This window comes from Nitratireductor aestuarii (genome assembly GCF_014641695.1).
GTDB classification, from domain to species: Bacteria; Pseudomonadota; Alphaproteobacteria; order Rhizobiales; family Rhizobiaceae; genus Chelativorans; species Chelativorans aestuarii.
Map to the genome: position 1 here is coordinate 270,177 of NZ_BMIF01000004.1, position 17,061 is coordinate 287,237.

14 protein-coding genes are annotated in these 17,061 nt (G+C 60.8%); 7 read left to right on the top strand and 7 right to left on the bottom strand.

What is annotated here, in order from left to right:
• Window positions 1-110 precede the first annotated feature (110 nt).
• On the bottom strand, window positions 111-3,596 hold the full coding sequence (locus IEX27_RS09045; RefSeq protein ID WP_188720707.1) for an indolepyruvate ferredoxin oxidoreductase family protein: 3,486 nt from the start codon (window positions 3,594-3,596) through the stop codon (window positions 111-113).
• 447 nt (window positions 3,597-4,043) lie between these two features.
• Between IEX27_RS09045 and IEX27_RS09050 the strand changes: the two genes are divergently transcribed.
• Complete coding sequence (locus tag IEX27_RS09050) at window positions 4,044-4,601, top strand: TRAP transporter small permease subunit (protein ID WP_244630307.1); 558 nt, start codon at window positions 4,044-4,046, stop codon at window positions 4,599-4,601.
• A complete protein-coding gene (locus tag IEX27_RS09055) occupies window positions 4,601-5,992 on the top strand; it encodes a TRAP transporter large permease (RefSeq protein ID WP_188720709.1) in 1,392 nt (463 codons plus the stop codon). The genes IEX27_RS09050 and IEX27_RS09055 overlap by 1 nt, the downstream gene beginning before the upstream one ends.
• A gap of 121 nt (window positions 5,993-6,113) precedes the next feature.
• Here the strand turns inward: IEX27_RS09055 and IEX27_RS09060 are convergent, their stop codons facing one another.
• Window positions 6,114-7,211 (bottom strand): TRAP transporter substrate-binding protein, encoded by a 1,098-nt coding sequence (locus tag IEX27_RS09060; RefSeq protein WP_188720710.1) that lies wholly within the window; start codon window positions 7,209-7,211, stop codon window positions 6,114-6,116.
• 215 nt (window positions 7,212-7,426) lie between these two features.
• Here IEX27_RS09060 and IEX27_RS09065 point away from each other — a divergent pair, with 215 nt between their 5' ends.
• On the top strand, window positions 7,427-8,173 hold the full coding sequence (locus IEX27_RS09065; RefSeq protein ID WP_188720711.1) for a gamma-glutamyl-gamma-aminobutyrate hydrolase family protein: 747 nt from the start codon (window positions 7,427-7,429) through the stop codon (window positions 8,171-8,173).
• On the opposite strand, the gene IEX27_RS09070 is transcribed toward IEX27_RS09065, so the two are convergent.
• Window positions 8,170-8,562, bottom strand: coding sequence for a hypothetical protein (locus IEX27_RS09070; protein ID WP_188720712.1), 393 nt, complete (start codon window positions 8,560-8,562; stop codon window positions 8,170-8,172). The genes IEX27_RS09065 and IEX27_RS09070 overlap by 4 nt on opposite strands.
• A gap of 209 nt (window positions 8,563-8,771) precedes the next feature.
• On the opposite strand from IEX27_RS09070, the gene xylB reads away from it, so the two are divergent.
• The 3 genes from xylB to IEX27_RS09085 all read left to right on the top strand — a co-directional run bounded on the left by xylB (window position 8,772) and on the right by IEX27_RS09085 (window position 11,905).
• Window positions 8,772-10,226 carry a xylulokinase gene (xylB, locus tag IEX27_RS09075; RefSeq protein WP_188720787.1) on the top strand — a complete coding sequence of 485 codons (1,455 nt, stop codon included), beginning with the start codon at window positions 8,772-8,774 and terminating at the stop codon, window positions 10,224-10,226.
• Window positions 10,223-11,533, top strand: a complete 1,311-nt coding sequence (gene xylA, locus IEX27_RS09080) for a xylose isomerase (RefSeq protein ID WP_188720713.1) — start codon at window positions 10,223-10,225, stop codon at window positions 11,531-11,533. The genes xylB and xylA overlap by 4 nt, the downstream gene beginning before the upstream one ends.
• A gap of 150 nt (window positions 11,534-11,683) precedes the next feature.
• A complete protein-coding gene (locus IEX27_RS09085; protein ID WP_188720714.1) occupies window positions 11,684-11,905 on the top strand; it encodes a hypothetical protein in 222 nt (73 codons plus the stop codon).
• Window positions 11,906-11,964: 59 nt separating this feature from the next.
• On the opposite strand, the gene IEX27_RS09090 is transcribed toward IEX27_RS09085, so the two are convergent.
• Window positions 11,965-12,744, bottom strand: a complete 780-nt coding sequence (locus IEX27_RS09090; RefSeq protein WP_188720715.1) for an IclR family transcriptional regulator domain-containing protein — start codon at window positions 12,742-12,744, stop codon at window positions 11,965-11,967.
• A 216-nt stretch (window positions 12,745-12,960) separates the two neighbouring features.
• On the opposite strand from IEX27_RS09090, the gene pcaF reads away from it, so the two are divergent.
• Window positions 12,961-14,166: a 3-oxoadipyl-CoA thiolase gene (gene pcaF / locus IEX27_RS09095; RefSeq protein WP_188720716.1), complete on the top strand. Its 1,206-nt coding sequence runs from the start codon at window positions 12,961-12,963 to the stop codon at window positions 14,164-14,166.
• Window positions 14,167-14,250: 84 nt separating this feature from the next.
• On the opposite strand, the gene IEX27_RS09100 is transcribed toward pcaF, so the two are convergent.
• The 3 genes from IEX27_RS09100 to puuE are packed head-to-tail and all read right to left on the bottom strand — an operon-like array spanning window position 14,251 to window position 17,011.
• Window positions 14,251-14,736, bottom strand: coding sequence for an ureidoglycolate lyase (locus tag IEX27_RS09100; RefSeq protein ID WP_188720717.1), 486 nt, complete (start codon window positions 14,734-14,736; stop codon window positions 14,251-14,253).
• Complete coding sequence (locus IEX27_RS09105; protein ID WP_188720718.1) at window positions 14,733-15,569, bottom strand: bifunctional allantoicase/(S)-ureidoglycine aminohydrolase; 837 nt, start codon at window positions 15,567-15,569, stop codon at window positions 14,733-14,735. Before IEX27_RS09105 ends, IEX27_RS09100 begins: the two co-directional genes overlap by 4 nt.
• Entirely contained in the window at window positions 15,566-17,011 is a 1,446-nt protein-coding gene (gene puuE / locus IEX27_RS09110; protein ID WP_244630300.1) for an allantoinase PuuE, read from the bottom strand. Before puuE ends, IEX27_RS09105 begins: the two co-directional genes overlap by 4 nt.
• Window positions 17,012-17,061: the final 50 nt, after the last annotated feature.

The window sequence follows — 17,061 nt, forward strand, 5'->3', positions numbered from 1 at the left end:
TTAGTGGTTTTGATGATAAACCACCGGCTGACGCGCGCAACCCAGAGGTTGCAGGAACCCCTGGGTTGAAGGAGGCCCGCTGCGACCATCCAGGGCGCAGGCCGGATTGTCTATTCGGCAGCCTTGAGCAGCGTCTGATTTCCTTCCTCTGCAAGGCGTTGCAGAAGATCGGCCCGCTGATCGAAGGCACTTTCCATGTTCGCCCGCTTCACGTGGCCGAAGCCGCGTATCATCATCGGGATCGATGCGAAGGCTGCCAGCGTGTCGATCTTTTCTGTGGGCAACGCAGGTTCTGAGAGCATTTCCTCGATCTTTTGCAGATCGTTCTCAAAGGTTGCGAGCAGCTCACGCTCCTGACGCCGTTCCTCAAGATAGCTGAATGGGTCAAGGACCGTGCCACGCAGGCCCTTCAGGCTTGCCAACAACCTGAAGCCAGTGAGCATTGCCTGACCGAACCGGCGCTTCTTGGGACGCCCGTCAGGTCCGGGCTTCGAAAGGATCGGCGGCGCAAGGTGGAACTCGAACCGGTCGTAGCTTTCAAACTCGTTGTTCAGTTGGCGCTGAAAGGAACCATCGGTGTAGAGGCGCGCAACCTCGTACTCGTCCTTGATGGCCATCAGCTTGAACAGGCTCTTTGCCACCGCCTGAGTGATGGTTGTTGTCCCCGGCACCGCGGCCGTCTCCGCCTTGCGGATGCGCTCAACCTGGTTGCGGTAGCGCTCGGCATAGGCGCGGTTCTGGTAGCGGGTGAGGAAATCCACCCGACGAGCGATCATCTCATCGAGGCTCTCGCTGATCGAAGCGCCCTTCTCGGCAGCCGATCCGACGAGCTCACGCACCTCTTCCGGGAATTGCGCCGCACGACGGCCCCAGCGGAACGCCTTGATGTTTGCCGGTACAGCCTCCCCGTTCAGCTCGATCGCCTTTTCGATCGCCTCCGGAGAAACAGCCAGGCCGCCCTTCTGGCAGGCAACGCCGAGCATGAACATGTTGGCGCCCAACGTATTGCCGAAGAGCACCTTGGCCGCCTGTGTGGCATCAAAGAAGAACGTGTTCTCTTCGCCTGCATGCTTGATGATTTCGCGTTTCAGGCGCTCGACCGGCAGGCTGAAGTCCGGCTGGCGCGTGAAATCGCCCGGCATCACCTCTGCCTTGTTGGCAAGCACCAGCGTGTGCCCGTGGCGCACGGTGGCCAGAACCTTGCTTGAGCCAGTCACGATGAGGTCGCCGCCCAGCACGAGATCTGCCTCACCCGCAGCCACGCGGATGGAGCGAATGTCCTCCGGCGTTGTGGCCATGCGGAGGTTCGAATAGACCGCGCCGCCTTTCTGGGCGAGGCCGGCCATGTCGATGACGCCGACACCCTTCCCTTCCAGGTGAGCAGCCATGGCAAGGATCGCGCCGATGGTGACAACACCTGTTCCGCCGATGCCGTCGACGACGCCGCTCCAGCCCTTCTCAATCGGGAAAATGGCCGGTTCGGGAACATCCTTCAGCGGGTCGATGTCGCCGGCCACGCCTTCAAGCTTCTTCAGCTTCGCGCCATGCACGGTCACGAAGGACGGGCAGAAGCCTTCAAGGCAGGAGAAATCCTTGTTGCAGCTCGACTGGTCGATCCTGCGCTTGCGTCCGAATTCGGTCTCGACCGGCTGCACGGAAACGCAGTTCGACTTGACGCCGCAATCGCCACAGCCCTCGCAAACGAGGTCGTTGATGATGACGCGCCTGTCAGGATCCGGAAATGTACCGCGCTTCCGCCGCCGCCGCTTTTCCGCCGCGCAGGTCTGGTCGTAGATCAGGACGGACACGCCCTTGGTTTCGCGCAGGCGACGCTGCACCTCATCCAGTTCTTCACGGTGATGAACCGTCGAGCCCGAAGGGAACTTGAACTTGCCCTGGTACTTGTCCGGCTCGTCCGAGACGACCGCCATGTTGCGGACGCCTTCGGCGTAGAGCTGATTGGCAATCTGCTCCACCGTCAACGCGCCTTCAGCAGGCTGGCCGCCCGTCATCGCCACGGCGTCATTGTAGAGGATCTTGTAGGTCATGTTTACGCCGGCGGCGATGGCAAAGCGGATCGCCAGCGAACCCGAATGTGTGTAGGTGCCGTCGCCCAGATTCTGGAAGAAGTGCTCGCGGTTGGTGAACGGGGCCTGCCCGATCCACTGCGCACCCTCGCCTCCCATGGCCGTGAAGCCGGCCGTATTCCGATCCATCCACATGGACATGAGATGGCAGCCGATACCGGCGCCGGCGATCGACCCTTGGGGTACGCGCGTCGAGGTGTTGTGGGGGCAGCCGGAGCAGAAATAGGGCACGCGTTTCGCGATGTCCGGCGTCTGAACCAGCATTTCCTGGAACTGCCGCAGCCGCGCGACGTGGGCCGCGATTTCCTCCGAGTAGCCGATCACGCGGAGGATGCGCTCGCCGATGGTGATCGCAATCTCGTTCGGGTCAAGCGATCCCGTGACAGGGAAGAGCTTCTCGCCCTGCTCGTCCTTTTTGCCGATGATAACCGGATGATTGGGCGTGCCGTAGAGGTTTTCGCGCAGCTGCACTTCCAGAAGCGAACGCTTCTCTTCCACCACGATCACGGTGTGGAGGCCGCGGACGAAATCCGCCATGTGCTGGTAATCGAAAGGCCAGGGACAGGCCACCTTGAACAGACGGATTCCAAGCTGCGCCGCCCGCTCCTCATCGATGCCGAGATCATCCAGCGCCTGCCGCACATCGAGGTAGCTCGTGCCGATGGTGACGATGCCGAGCTTGGGGTCCGAACCGCCGGAGAAAATGATGCGGTTGAGACCATTCTCCTGCACGAAGGCCGCAGCAGCCTTGCGCTTGTAGTCGTGGAGACGCTCTTCCTGGCCCAGCTGGTTCAACTCGTAGCGGATGTGCAGACCGCCGGACGGCAGGTCGATCTCGGGAAGCCTGATGTTGATCCGATCGAAGCCGACGTTCACGGAAGCCGTGGACTCGATGTTGTCCTTGACGCATTTCAGAGCCGCCCAAGTGCCTGCGAAGCGCGACAGTGCATAGCCGTAGATGCCGTAGTCAATGAGTTCCTGAACGCCTGCCGGGTTCAGGATCGGGATCATCGCGTCGATGAAAGCGAATTCGCTCTGGTGGGCGACAGTAGAGGATTCTGCCGTGTGATCATCGCCCATCAGGGCCAGGACGCCGCCGTGCGGCGAGGTGCCGAACGAATTGGCGTGACGGAACACGTCGCCCGTCCGATCGACGCCCGGGCCCTTGCCGTACCAGAGGGCGAAGACGCCGTCGTACTTGCCCTCGCCCAGAAGCTCGGTCTGCTGCGAGCCCCAGCACGCGGTCGCGGCCAGATCCTCGTTCAAGCCGGGCTGGAAGGTGACATTTGCTTCGGAAAGATATTTTCCGGCCTTCCAGACCTGCTGATCGATGCCTCCAAGGGGAGAACCACGATACCCAGATACAAACCCAGCCGTATTCAATCCGGCCCTGCGGTCAAACTCGCGCTGCATCAGCAGCAAGCGGACAATCGCCTGCGATCCGGAAACAAGTATCTGTTCCTTGGAGAGGTCGTACTTGTCGTCAAGCGTTACATGACGAAGCATCATTCCACCTCCTCCTGGTGGCAAATTCGTTGCCTCAACTGCAAGTGTTAAACAGTTGAGACATGAAAGTGTTGCCGCGAAGACAATCCGCGTCAATTGAATTTAGTCCCCTACAAAAATTTGCAAGATCCTGTCTGAACCGGGCGCGGGGCTGTAATTTCCTGATAAATCTGGGGCAATACCGGGCATTTGCTGTCTCCACCCACAGGCGCGGAAGCCCCATTCGGCGATCATGGTTGGCGTTTGCAGCTTTTCAAGCCGATCGAACCTGATAAGAATATCAGGCTCAGGTGCGATGGGAGCCGCGCCTGCGGGGGCTCTCCGCTCACCGCAACAGAGAAGATGCTGAAAGCATCCGAAAATGGGAAGAGGAACTGCCTGATGGAGCAAATCTATCCTGACAAACCCCTCGCAATGAGGAAAGGGGCATAGTCTGTGCGTATCATTGCTATGATTGTAAAATCGATCAGCGCTCTAAACACGTTGATCGGTAATGTCTTTGCGTGGCTTTCTCTCGCTATAGTCGTCCTGTGTTTCGCGATAGTGGTGCAGAGATATCTGTTCTCCACCAGCATTATCTGGATGCGTGACCTTTATGTATGGATGAACGGCGCCCTGTTTACTGCAGTCGCAGGCTTTGCATTGCTGAGAGGCGACCATGTGCGAGTTGATATATTGTACCGTCCCGCCTCCAGGCGTTGGAAGGCCACCGTCGACCTGATCGGCGTTGTTCTGTTTCTCCTCCCCTTCTGCTGGCTTGTCTGGGTCTATGGCTGGCCCTTTGTTGTCCGGTCCTGGCGCATCTATGAGGCATCGCCGAACATCGGCGGCATGACCCACTATTACATTCTGAAGACCTTCATCCTGGGATTTGCCGTTTTGGTGGCGCTGCAGGGCATCGCCATGGCGCTGCGATCAGTGCTCGTGTTGCGAGGGCAGGAGCATCTGCTCCCAGCAAATCTGCGCTATACCGCGCAGGATGAAGAACCGGGCACGGGGGCCGTGTGATGGAACCAGTTGTAATTGGCGAGATCCTTGCGGGTCTCATGTTTTTCGGCATCATCGGCTTCCTGCTTCTTGGATTTCCGGTTGCCTTTACGCTTGCAGGCGTGTCGCTCCTGTTCGGGCTGGTGGGCCAATGGTTCGGTGTCTTCGATCCTTCGAACTATGGCAGCGTCATCAACCGCTACATCGGCTACATGACGAACGAAGTTCTGGTCGCCGTGCCGCTCTTCATCTTCATGGGCATGATCCTCGAACGGTCCAAGATCGCAGAACAGCTGCTGCTGACCATGGGCAAGCTTTTCGGCAATCTGCGCGGCGGCCTCGGCATGTCGGTGGTCATCGTTGGTGCGCTCCTGGCGGCTTCGACCGGCGTGGTCGGCGCGACGGTCATCACCATGGGCCTCATTTCGCTGCCGGCGATGCTGCGGGCGAACTATGACCCGAAGCTCGCATCCGGCGTCATCTGCGCCTCAGGAACGCTGGGCCAGATCATCCCGCCATCCACTGTCCTGATCTTCATGGGCGACATGCTCTCCGGAATCAACGCCCAGGTGCAGATGTCGAAGGGAAACTTCGCGCCGGTGCCAGTATCAGTCGGTGATCTCTTTGCGGGTGCGGTCCTGCCGGGCCTGCTGCTGGTCGGGCTCTACCTGCTCTGGATGATCTTCAAGGCGATCTTCCATCCTGAGTCCTGTCCGGCGACACCCGTGCCACCGGAGGAAAAGAAGAATCTCGCCAAGGAAATCGCCGTCGCGCTCCTGCCGCCGCTACTGCTCATCATCGCGGTTCTTGGGTCGATCCTGGGCGGAGTGGCAACGCCCACAGAGGCGGCTTCAGTCGGTGCAGTCGGCGCGATGATCCTTGCGGGTCTGCGCGGACGGCTCAGTTTCGGGGTCTTGCGTGAGTCTGTCATCGCAACGGCCACAATGACCTGCATGGTCTTCATCATCCTGTTCGGTGCATCGGTGTTCTCGATCGTCTTCCGTCTCATGGGTGGCGACAATCTCGTGCACGAATTCCTGAGCAACGTACCGGGCGGCGTGCTTGGCGCCGTTGCGCTGGTGATGTTCGTGATGTTCCTGCTGGGTTTCATCCTCGACACGTTCGAGATCATCTTCATCGTGATCCCGATCACCGCACCGATCCTTCTTGCGCTGGATGTCGATCCGGTTTGGCTCGGCGTGCTGGTGGGCGTGAACCTGCAGACGAGCTTCCTGACACCACCCTTCGGCTTCTCGCTCTTCTACTTAAGAGGCGTAGCGCCGTCGCACGTGTCAACCGGCATGATCTATCGGGGTGTCGCGCCTTTCGTTGCGCTTCAGGTCGTGGCACTCGCAATCATGTTCATGTTCCCGGAAATCGCCACCTGGCTGCCACGGGCGATCTACAACTAACGTAAGCAGTGGCCGACTTAATTGTCCGGCCACTCTTCCACTCAGTCAGTGCGCCTCAGAAACAGAAGAGCCCGGAAATCCCGGGCTCTTCACGTTTGGATAACAGGCGTTAGTATAGGCCTCAGTCCAGATTGAAGTATTTCTCGCGAGCGAGGAGGAACGGAACGTCCGTACCCTCGGTCTTCTGGCGCACGATCTTCAGGGCGGCCACAAAGCTTTCCGCCGTCTTCTTGGTCAGCGGATCACTCGAGTCGAGGAAGGTCTGGAGCACTTCCTTGGAAGCCTTTGCTCCGGCTTCCATGATTTCTTCGGGGAAGCGCTTGACCTGAACGCCGTGCTTTTCGACCAGCGTCTGGAGCGCGCGCGGATCGTTGGCGGCAAAGTCGGCAGCCACGGCGTCATACTCGGCCTGGCAGCAGTCGCGGACGATCGCCTGCAGGTCCTCGGGCAGATCCAGGAACTTCTTCTTGTCGACGACGAGCTCGGTCGCCAGGCCCGGCTCAACGAAGCTCGGGAAGTAGTAGTTCTTGCAGACCTGATAGAAGCCGAGGGCCAGGTCGTTGTAGGGACCGACGAACTCGGCCGCATCAAGCGTACCCGACTGAAGCGCCTGGAAAATTTCACCAGCCGCGAGGTTGGTTACCGAAGCGCCAAGCTTCTCCCACACCTGACCACCGAGGCCGGGGGTACGGAAGCGAATGCCCTTGATGTCGTCGAGGCCATTGATCTCATTGCGGAACCAGCCGCCAGCCTGGGTTCCCGTGTCGCCCGACAGGAAGCCAATCACGCCAAACTGGTCGTAGATCTCGTCCCAGATTTCCTGGCCGCCAAGGTAACGCACCCATGCGGTAAGCTCGCGGGACGTCATGCCGTAAGGAACACCGGTGAAGAAGGAAAGGCCTGCACTCTTGTTCTGCCAGTAATAGGCAGCGCCGTGGCTCATTTCGGCCGAACCGTCGATGACAGCGTCCAGCGCCTGCAGCGGCGGCACAAGCTCGCCACCGGCGTAGACCTGGATGGTCAGACGACCACCCGATGCCTTGCTGATACGATCTGCCAATCGTTGAGCACCGACGCCAAGCCCCGGAAAATTCTTCGGCCACGTGGTGACCATACGCCACGTCAGGTTGCCCTGTGCAATGGCTGGTGTACTTAGCGCCGCTGCACCGGCACCAATGGTTGCAAGTCCAGCCTTTGCAATAAACGAACGACGATCCATGCAATTACCTCCCGTAATAGGATCGATAAACCTCCTGAGAAAACGACGTGGTGTCGCCCTCCCTCTCCCTAGAACACCGACTCAATCACGAGCGAATGCGCGTGTCCAGATCACAAATGTTTCTCCGTAAATTGCATCGAACCCATGCGTGTCTACACCTTGGATAACGGCACGGCGCAGGATACATAGGCTTCCCATACTTAGCGGATGACATGATGCTGAAGCCACTCGTTGCAGTCACCACCGACGTCAAGGAATTCGACGGCTACACCTGGCACGCGACGCCAGAGCAATATCTGAAGGCGGTGCTGACGGCCTCCAACGTGTTGCCGGTGCAGGTGCCATCCTTTGGCGACGAGATCGACCTCGACAGCCTGCTGGCACAGGTGGACGGTGTGCTCATTACCGGCGCCCGCTCCAACGTTCATCCCTCGCTCTACGGCACTGAACTAACCGTCCGACACGAGCCCTATGACGAGCGTCGGGACGCAACCTCGCTGCCGCTCATCCGCAAGGCGATCGAAAAAGGCGTTCCGCTGCTTGCCGTCTGCCGCGGCATTCAGGAGTTGAATGTGGCACTGGGTGGTTCGCTTGCGACGGAAATCCAGAACCGCGAGGGTAGCATGGATCATCGCGGCCATGGCAAGACGGCGGACGAGAAATTCGGCATGCGGCACGAGGTGGAGATCAAGGAAGGCAGCTGCCTCGCCTCGGTTCTGGGCGCCAGGAAGATCACCGTCAATTCGGTGCACCGGCAGGGCATCGACCGGCTTGCGCCGCGCCTGCAGGTTGAAGCCGTTGCCGACGACGGCACGGTTGAAGCCGTTTCAGTGATCGATGCGCCGGGCTTTGCCGTCGGCGTCCAGTGGCATCCGGAATATTGGGTGAACTCGGACGACAATTCCCGCCGGATCTTCGAGGCGTTCGGCGATGCCGTGCGCCAGCATGCGGCTAGAGATTAAAGCTCATCCAGCATCATGATCGGGGTGACGGGCTTCACCGACTCGTAGGCAACGCCGTCGCCGGGGAAGAACTGGGCAACCGTGCGGCCATCGTCGGAGATGAAGAGCAGATCGCCGTTGGCATCCTTCTGCCAGAAGCGTGCGTCCGCGAGCTGTCCTGAAAGGCTGGAGCAGCCCGGCGCGATGTGGAGCCTGGACTGTTCCTTGCGCAGCGTAACGGCGCAGCCACGTTCCAGTCCGACCACCTTGAGCTGGTAGCTTGCTCCAGCGGTGATCGCAGACGTATGCCTCCCGTCCACATTGCTGGCTGCCTCATCCGGCGTCATTAGAGCCGGACCAGCACCAAAAGCACCAAGGGCAGCCGCTACGGCAAGATATGCCAGCTTCATGTCATGCGCTCCGTCGGTAGTGCCCCCATCATTCGCCAACATGGTTAACAAAACCTTTTCACATAAGGATAGCCCCGCATTGGTTACGGTAGCGAACCGTTAGCGATGGCCGTGTTGCCACGCCCAAGCAAAATGTGCTTATTTATTCGCAATTCGAAATAAATATCGAATAGCGGCTAGCAGGAGGTGTTTGCCGCATGGGAGGAGCCATGTATCTGGGTGTCGATCTGGGCACATCCGGGGTCAAGGTGCTGCTGATCAGCGCCGACCAGACGATCATTGCCAGCGCCACGTCCTCGCTCGACGTGCAGCGGAAGCATACCGGATGGTCCGAACAGGATCCTGCCGAGTGGGTCCGCGCCGTCGAAGATGCGATCGGCGAGCTCAAGGCCGAGCAGCCTGAAGCACTCGCCGAGGTCAAGGGCATCGGCCTTTCAGGCCAGATGCATGGGGCCACGCTGCTCGACAGGAACAATCAGGTGCTGCGCCCCTGCATCCTGTGGAACGACACACGATCTCACAAGGAAGCGGCGGAGCTCGATTCCGATCCCAGGTTCCGCAGGATCACGGGGAACATCGTGTTTCCCGGCTTTACGGCGCCGAAACTCGTCTGGGTGAAGCGGCACGAGCCGGAAGTGTTCGCGGCCACGGCCAAGGTGCTGCTGCCGAAGGACTATCTGCGGCTCTGGCTCACCGGCGAGCATATCTCCGAGATGTCGGATTCCGCCGGCACGGGCTGGCTCGACGTCGAGCGGAGGACGTGGTCGGAAGAGCTGCTTGCGGCGACCGATCTTACGGTCAGCCACATGCCATCGCTCGTGGAGGGCACTGAACCAGCAGGTATGCTCCGCCGTGAGCTTGCCGAACGCTGGGGCATCGGCGGCAACGTCGTGATTGCTGGCGGTGCTGGAGACAATGCGGCCTCGGCGTGCGGTGCGGGGACAGTGAAGCCCGGCTCAGCCTTCATTTCGCTTGGCACGTCCGGCGTTCTGTTTGCGACGAACGACCGCTACCTACCCAATCCCGAAAGTGCCGTGCACACGTTCTGTCATGCACTGCCCAACACCTGGCACCAGATGGGCGTTATCCTGTCGGCAACCGACGGCATGAACTGGCTCTCGGGGATTACAGGAACCTCGCCGGCGTATCTTTCGGACGAGCTAGGGGAGGCGCTGCGGGCGCCCTCGCCCGTGACTTTCCTTCCCTATCTCTCCGGTGAGCGGACGCCGCACAATGATGCGCTCATCCGTGGCAGTTTCACCGGCATCGAGGCGGGCACCAGCCGCGCGCAACTCACCCAGGCTGTAATGGAAGGCGTTGCCTTCGCATTCCGCGACAATCTCGAAGCGCTCCGGCAGGCTGGGACCACACTCGACAGGGTGATGGCGGTGGGCGGTGGGTCTCGCTCCACCTACTGGCTCAAGGCTATCGCCACCGCGCTCAATCTTCCGGTAGACGTTCCCACGGGCGGAGACCGAGGCGCAGCCTTCGGCGCTGCACGTCTCGGCCTCATCGCGGCCACGGGTGCAGATCCGCTCAGCGTGTGCACGCCGCCACCCATCGCAGCCACCATCGAGCCGGACACGTTCCAGTCCGGCGCCCTTGAAGAAGCCTATCAGCGTTTCCGCAAACTCTATCCAGCGATCCGAGGAGTCTCGTCATGAGCACAGGATATTTCGGCGATCTGAAGCCCATTGCTTACGAAGGGCCCGAAAGCGACAATCCCTTTGCCTTCCGCCACTACAATCCGGACGAAGTCGTGCTGGGCAAGCGCCTGGAGGACCATCTGCGCTTTGCCGTCTGCTACTGGCACAGCTTCATGTGGTCGGGCCTCGATCCCTTCGGCGGGCAGACCTTCGACCGCCCATGGTACGGCGACACCATGGAAAAGGCCCGGCTGAAGGCTGACGTGGCCTTCGAGATGTTCCAGCTGCTCGGCTCACCCTACTACACGTTCCACGATGCGGACGTGCGGCCGGAGGGCGCAACGCTTGCGGAAAGCATTTCGCGGCTCAACGAGATCGCCGACTACCTCGAGCAGAAGATGGAGCAGACCGGCATCAAGCTGCTCTGGGGCACCGCAAACCTGTTCTCCCACAAGCGCTTCATGGCGGGAGCGGCAACCAACCCCGACCCGGACGTGTTCGCCTATTCCGCTGCTATCGTGAAATCCTGCATGGATGTCACCCAGCGGCTCAAGGGCGAGAACTATGTGCTGTGGGGCGGACGCGAGGGCTATGAAACGCTGCTGAACACCGATGTTGGCCATGAGCTCGACCAGGCGGGACGTTTCCTGTCGCTCGTCGTCGACTACAAGCACAAGATCGGGTTCAAGGGGGCGATCCTGATCGAGCCGAAGCCTCAGGAGCCCACCAAGCATCAGTACGATTTCGATGTGGCGACCGTCTATGGCTTCCTGCAGCGGTACGGGCTTGAGAAGGAAGTGAAGGTCAACATCGAGCAGGGTCACGCGATCCTCGCCGGCCACACGTTCGAGCACGAGATCGCCATGGCGCGGAGCTTTGACATCTTCGGTTCGATCGACATGAACCGCAACGACTACCAGTCCGGCTGGGATACCGACCAGTTCCCCAACAACGTGCCTGAGCTGGCGCTGGCCTATTACGAGATCCTGCGCGCTGGCGGGTTCACCACGGGCGGCACGAATTTCGACGCCAAGATCCGCCGTCAGTCGCTCGAGCCGTCCGACCTGATCGCAGCGCATGTGGGCGGTATGGATGCCTGCGCGCGCGGGCTGAAGGCCGCCGCCCGGATGATCGAGGACAAGGCGCTGAGCACACCGCTCGATGAGCGCTATGCCGGCTGGAAGAAACCGGAGGCGCAGGCCATGCTTTCCGGCCAGCGGACGCTTGAGGAAATCTCCGAGCGGGCGCTACGGGAGGGCATCGATCCACAGCCGAAATCAGGCCGTCAGGAGGTGCTGGAAAACGTGGTCAACCGCTACGTCTGAGGGCCGCGCAACCAGCTAATCATGATTTAGCCATAGGAGTTAAGTCACAGATATATAACGTCATAGGCATGTCACTGAACTTTCATCGTACTGCCTTCATCCAGTCAGGATCCGTAGGCAAAACTCCGGCCCGTAAATCGGAGGTTTGCAATGGAAGTCGAGAAGACAGTTGAGGCTGAAATCGATGCGCTGTTGGCGCAGGATGATAGTGCGTCTGTAGTCGATGCGTTGCTTGCAATCCCGCCCCGCCCCGAAGCCAGCGGCGGAGCGGACGAATGGCAAAGGCTGCTTCATGCACGCCTCCAGACCAAGGTCTCGCGCAAGATGCAGGCGAACCTGGAACGGCAGAAGCCGTCGGGAGATCCTGCATGAGCGCCGAGATCCACTATCTCACGCGCAGCGTGGTCCAACCTCTGTCAACGAGCTGCCTGTCAATGGAGCGGCAGGTACTCCTCGATCTCGCGGGCCGCGTCGAGCAGATGCGGGAGGAAGAGGCTGCGCATCTCACCCACAGTGCAACGCGCGGTGCGCGTGGAGACATTGATCGAGGCGACGATCCGGCCCGCGCGAGAGCGGACCGGCACGGCAATGGAACGCAGCCCCAGTTCAAGCTCCTCGTCGACGATGGCGTGCCCATCCCGGCGCGCCTGAGCAATCCGCTCCGCAAGAGTGCCCGGAGCGGTAATGGTCTTGGGCGTACGGGCGCGGAGCGTCATCTGACCAAGAAAACGGGCGAGTTCGGCCTCATCCAGTTCTGACAGCAAGACCCGACCCATGGACGTGCAATAGGCCGGCAGGCGGGCACCCACATCAAGCGACTCGGCGAGGATGGCGCTGCCCGCGACGCGGGCGACATAGACCACGTCCTCGCCCTGCAACACGGCAGCCGAACAGGATTCCCCCACGGATCGAGAAACTGTTCTCAATATCGGGACGGCATGGCGCCAGAGCGGCGTGCTGCCCAGCCAACTGCGGGCGACCGTCAGCAGCTTCGGCGACATCAGGAAGAGCCTCCCCTCCTGGTGCATCCAGCCTTCCGCAACGAAGGTCAAAAGCAAGCGGCGCGCGCCTGCACGCGTGAGGTTGGAGGCTTCCGCCACCTCGGTGAGGCGCAGGCCGTCCGGCGCCTTGGCGACGATCTCCAGCACCCGCAGACCCTTCGACAAAGACCCAACGACATCCAGCTTTTCAGCCTCAGGGTTCTCAACCAAAGGATTTGACTCCGCATAATCACAAGACTAAAAAATATCGCATACAAAACTTTTGTTCGCAATATGAACAATGGCTTTTGTGCTTCCGAGGCAGGCGGTTTGTTACTGCTGCATAAGGTCTGGTCAGTTGAACCGGCTGACGTCGGAGCGCAGAATGTCAGGACTGTAAGCCTGTCCAAATGGGCGGAGTGGCCGAGCGAAGAGTGAAAGAGAACCATGGCTGAGGCATTTATCTGCGACTATATCCGTACTCCCATCGGCCGCTTTGGCGGTACGCTGTCGTCGGTCCGCGCCGACGATCTGGGCGCCATTCCGCTGAAAGCGCTCGTCCAGCGTAACCCCAATGTCGATTGGGCTGCCCTCGACGAAGTCATCTTCGGCTGCGCCAACCAGGCTGGTGAGGACAACCGCAACGTGGCGCGCATGTCGCTGCTGCTGGCCGGCTTCCCGGTTGAAGTTCCGGGAACGACGATGAACCGCCTCTGCGGATCGGGCATGGATGCCGTGATCACGGCTGCACGCGCCATCAAGTCGGGGGAAGCCGAGATCATCATCGCTGGCGGCGTCGAGTCGATGAGCCGCGCACCCTTCGTGATGCCAAAGGCCACCAGCGCCTTCTCCCGCAATGCCGAGATCCACGATACGACCATCGGCTGGCGTTTCGTCAACCCGCTGATGAAGAAGCAGTACGGCGTCGACTCGATGCCGGAGACGGCGGAGAATGTTGCCGAGCAGTTCAACATCAGCCGCGAAGACCAGGACGCGATGGCGGCCCGCAGCCAGCAGAAGGCTGTTGCGGCACAGGAGAACGGCCGTCTTGCCAAGGAAATCACGGAAGTGGTCATTCCGCAGCGCAAGGGCGAGCCGATCGTCGTGAACAAGGACGAGCATCCGCGCGCCGGCACGACCATCGAGGCGCTGGCAAAGCTGCCTGCTCCGTTCCGCGAAGGCGGCTCGGTTACGGCCGGTAACGCATCGGGTGTCAACGATGGCGCAGCAGCGCTGATCATCGCTTCGGCTGAGGCTGCCAAGAAGTATGGCCTTACCCCGATAGCCCGCATCCTAGGCGGCGCGACCGCTGGCGTTGCACCGCGCATCATGGGCTTCGGTCCGGCTCCTTCCACGAAGAAGCTCTGCGCACGTCTCGGCCTGAAGCCGACCGACTTCGACGTCATCGAGCTCAACGAAGCCTTTGCTTCGCAGGGTCTCGCCGTTCTGCGCGACCTCGGCATCGCTGACGATGCAGCGCACGTCAACCCGAACGGCGGCGCGATTGCGCTGGGTCACCCGCTGGGCATGTCCGGCGCGCGCATCAGCGGCACGGCCGCGCTGGAGCTGCGCGAGCGTAACGCCAAGCTGGCGCTTGCCACCATGTGCATTGGCGTCGGACAGGGCATCTCGATCGCTCTCGAGCGCGTTTAAGCGCTTATTGCGGTTAAGGAGTACAAAGGGGAGCAGGCCACGCCTGCTCCCCTTTTGTTTGTGCCAAAGGATGTGGGATCCTGATCAGGAGATCTCAAACGGCGTGTCGAAGTAAAATTCTTCGAGGTTGGTGCCGTCGCCACCACGATCCACCACAAGGAAGTCCTGCTCCTTGACGATGGGCGTCAGAACCCCGTGCCAGGTATTGCGGAAGTAGTTCACGCCCTGGCCTCCCTTCGTGATGAAGGCATGGGGCTTGCCGGGGCGGCCGTTCTCATCCGGGCAGACGACAACGAGGAACGGCATCGGGCATAGCGGCACGAAAGCCTGGCTGCCAAACGGGTGACGCTCCACCATTTCCAGCTTGGCAGGAGTTGGATAGGGCTGGGAGCGGACGATGCTGACCAGCACCCGTGCGTTGTCGCCCGTGACCTCTACCTTGGCCAGGTCATGGAAGCGCTCGCACTTGCCCTTGTTGATGAGGAAGCTCGCCGCTCCTTCGGTATCAATCACGTCGCCGAAAGGTGCGAATGCCTCGCGCGTCAGAGGCTGTGCGACTATCAGGTTCATTTGCCAGCTTTCCAGATGGGTGTCAGCGCCGGATGGCGGTTGACGTCCTTATAGAGGAGATAGCGGAAGCGTCCAGGACCACCCGCATAGCAGGCCTGCGGACAGAAGGCGCGCAGCCACATGAAGTCCCCTGCCTCCACCTCGACCCAGTCCTTGTTGAGCCGGTAGACCGCCTTGCCTTCCAGAACATAGAGTCCATGCTCCATGATGTGGGTTTCCTCGAAAGGGATCAGCCCACCCGGCTCGAAGGTGACGATGTTGACGTGCATGTCGTATCGCACGTCATCAGGATCGACGAACCGCGAAGTCGCCCAACGGCCCTCGGTGCCGGGCATCGGGTTCGGCGTGATGTTCTTCTCGTTGGTGAAGAAGGCTTCCGGTACGTCGATGCCGTCCACATGCTCATAGGCCTTGCGCACCCAATGGAAGCGGACGGGCGCGGAGCCCTCGTTATGCGCAGTCCAGCGGCTCTGCGGCGGAAGGAATGCGTAGCCGCCCTCCTCGAGCACATGTGCAGTGCCGTCGAGGGTGACAGTGAGCGTGCCTTCAACGACGAACAGTACGCCTTCAGCGCCGCTATCGGGCTCTGGGCGGTCGCTGCCGCCGCCCGGCTGCACTTCCATGATGTATTGCGAGAAGGACTCGGCAAATCCCGATAGCGGGCGCGCGATGATCCAGGCGCGGGTCTTCTCCCAGTGGGGAAGATTGCTGGTCACGATGTCCCGCATCACGCCCTTGGGGATGACGGCATAGGCTTCGGTGAAGACCGCCCTACCCGTCATCAGTTCGGTCTGCGGCGGATGCCCGCCGTTCGGCGCGTAGTAGCTGGTCATGATGGCAAAATGTCCTTCAGGCGGAGATAGGCGATGCGCTCAACCTGCTTGCAGGCGGTGGAAAATTCCTCGTCGCGGCTGTTCTCAATGCGCTTGCGGAAGGCCGCAAGGATGCTTTCCTTCGTGTTGTCCTTCACCGCAATGATGAAGGGGAAGCCGAACTTCTCCACATAGCGGGTGTTGAGGTCGGTGAAGGTGGCGCGTTCCTCGTCGGTCAGCGCGTCGAGGCCAGCGGATGCCTGCTCATTGGCCGATTCCGGCGTCAGGCGGCGGGCGGCTGCGAGCTTGCCGGCGAGATCCGGGTGGGCCTTGAGCACACCCAAACGCTCATCCTCCGAGGCCGAGCGGAAGGCCCGGGCCAGGGCATTGTGTAGGCCACCAGCGCTATCGTGGGCGAAGCCCAGCTCGAAATCGTAGGCACGTTCGGCAATCCACGGCGAATGCTCGAAGATGCCTCCGAAACGCTCAACGAACTCTTCCTTAGACATGCGGCTCGGGACCTGTGCGGGCGCCTGATAGGGGTGCTGCTCCATCCAGTGGCGGGCAATGTCCATGCGGCGGGGCAGCCAGACCTTGTCGTGGCTCTTCACGTATTCGATGAAGCGCTTGAGGGCTGCGGCGCGACCCGGACGGCCGATCAGGCGGCAGTGGAGACCAATGTTCATCATCGCCGGACGGCCGCGCTTGCCTTCCTCATAAAGGGTATCGAAGGCGTCCTTCAGATAGGCATAGAACTGGTCGCCGGAGTTGAAGCCCTGCGCCGTGGCAAAGCGCATGTCATTCGCGTCGAGCGTGTAAGGGATCACCAACTGCGAACGGGTCGGGTTGCCGTGACCGTCGTGATCGATCCAGTAGGGCAGATCATCATCATACGTATCGGAGATCCAGTCGAAGCAGCCTGCCTCGATGGCGAGCTTGACCGAATTGACGGAGGTGCGGCCAAGATAGAGGCCCTTGGGCGGCTCGCCGACAACTTCGGTATGAAGGCGGATCGCTTCCTGCAGGTCGCGGCGCTCGTCTTCCTCATTATGGACGCGGTAGTCGATCCAGCGCAGACCATGGCTGGCGATTTCCCAGCCTGCTTCCTGCATCGCGGCGAGCTGATCGGGCGAACGGGCCAGCGCGCTTGCCACGGCATAGACGGTTACCGGGACCTCCGCTTCGGTGAACATGCGGTGGAGACGCCAGAAACCGGCGCGGGCGCCGTATTCGTAGATCGACTCCATGTTCCAGTGGCGCATGCCCTCCCACGGGGCTGCACCCACGATTTCCGACAGGAAGCCTTCCGACGCGGCATCCCCGTGGAGAATGCAGTTCTCGCCACCTTCCTCGTAGTTGATGACAAACTGCACGGCCACGTGCGCACCACCCGGCCAGTTGGCCTTCGGTGGGTTTGCACCATAACCACGCATGTTCCGGATGTAGCGTCTCGGCTGTTCCATGTTCCCGTCCATTATCGTTTCTCTTTCAAAAATAGCGGAAGGATTGTAGC

Bases quoted from the DNA above. Each gene is read 5' to 3' on its own strand.
- IEX27_RS09045 (WP_188720707.1), bottom strand. From the start codon at position 3,596: ATGATGCTTCGTCATGTAACGCTTGACGACAAGTACGACCTCTCCAAG.
- IEX27_RS09050 (WP_244630307.1), top strand. From the start codon at position 4,044: ATGATTGTAAAATCGATCAGCGCTCTAAACACGTTGATCGGTAATGTC.
- IEX27_RS09055 (WP_188720709.1), top strand. From the start codon at position 4,601: ATGGAACCAGTTGTAATTGGCGAGATCCTTGCGGGTCTCATGTTTTTC.
- IEX27_RS09060 (WP_188720710.1), bottom strand. From the start codon at position 7,211: ATGGATCGTCGTTCGTTTATTGCAAAGGCTGGACTTGCAACCATTGGT.
- IEX27_RS09065 (WP_188720711.1), top strand. From the start codon at position 7,427: ATGCTGAAGCCACTCGTTGCAGTCACCACCGACGTCAAGGAATTCGAC.
- IEX27_RS09070 (WP_188720712.1), bottom strand. From the start codon at position 8,562: ATGAAGCTGGCATATCTTGCCGTAGCGGCTGCCCTTGGTGCTTTTGGT.
- xylB (WP_188720787.1), top strand. From the start codon at position 8,772: ATGTATCTGGGTGTCGATCTGGGCACATCCGGGGTCAAGGTGCTGCTG.
- xylA (WP_188720713.1), top strand. From the start codon at position 10,223: ATGAGCACAGGATATTTCGGCGATCTGAAGCCCATTGCTTACGAAGGG.
- IEX27_RS09085 (WP_188720714.1), top strand. From the start codon at position 11,684: ATGGAAGTCGAGAAGACAGTTGAGGCTGAAATCGATGCGCTGTTGGCG.
- pcaF (WP_188720716.1), top strand. From the start codon at position 12,961: ATGGCTGAGGCATTTATCTGCGACTATATCCGTACTCCCATCGGCCGC.
- IEX27_RS09100 (WP_188720717.1), bottom strand. From the start codon at position 14,736: ATGAACCTGATAGTCGCACAGCCTCTGACGCGCGAGGCATTCGCACCT.
- IEX27_RS09105 (WP_188720718.1), bottom strand. From the start codon at position 15,569: ATGACCAGCTACTACGCGCCGAACGGCGGGCATCCGCCGCAGACCGAA.
- puuE (WP_244630300.1), bottom strand. From the start codon at position 17,011: ATGGAACAGCCGAGACGCTACATCCGGAACATGCGTGGTTATGGTGCA.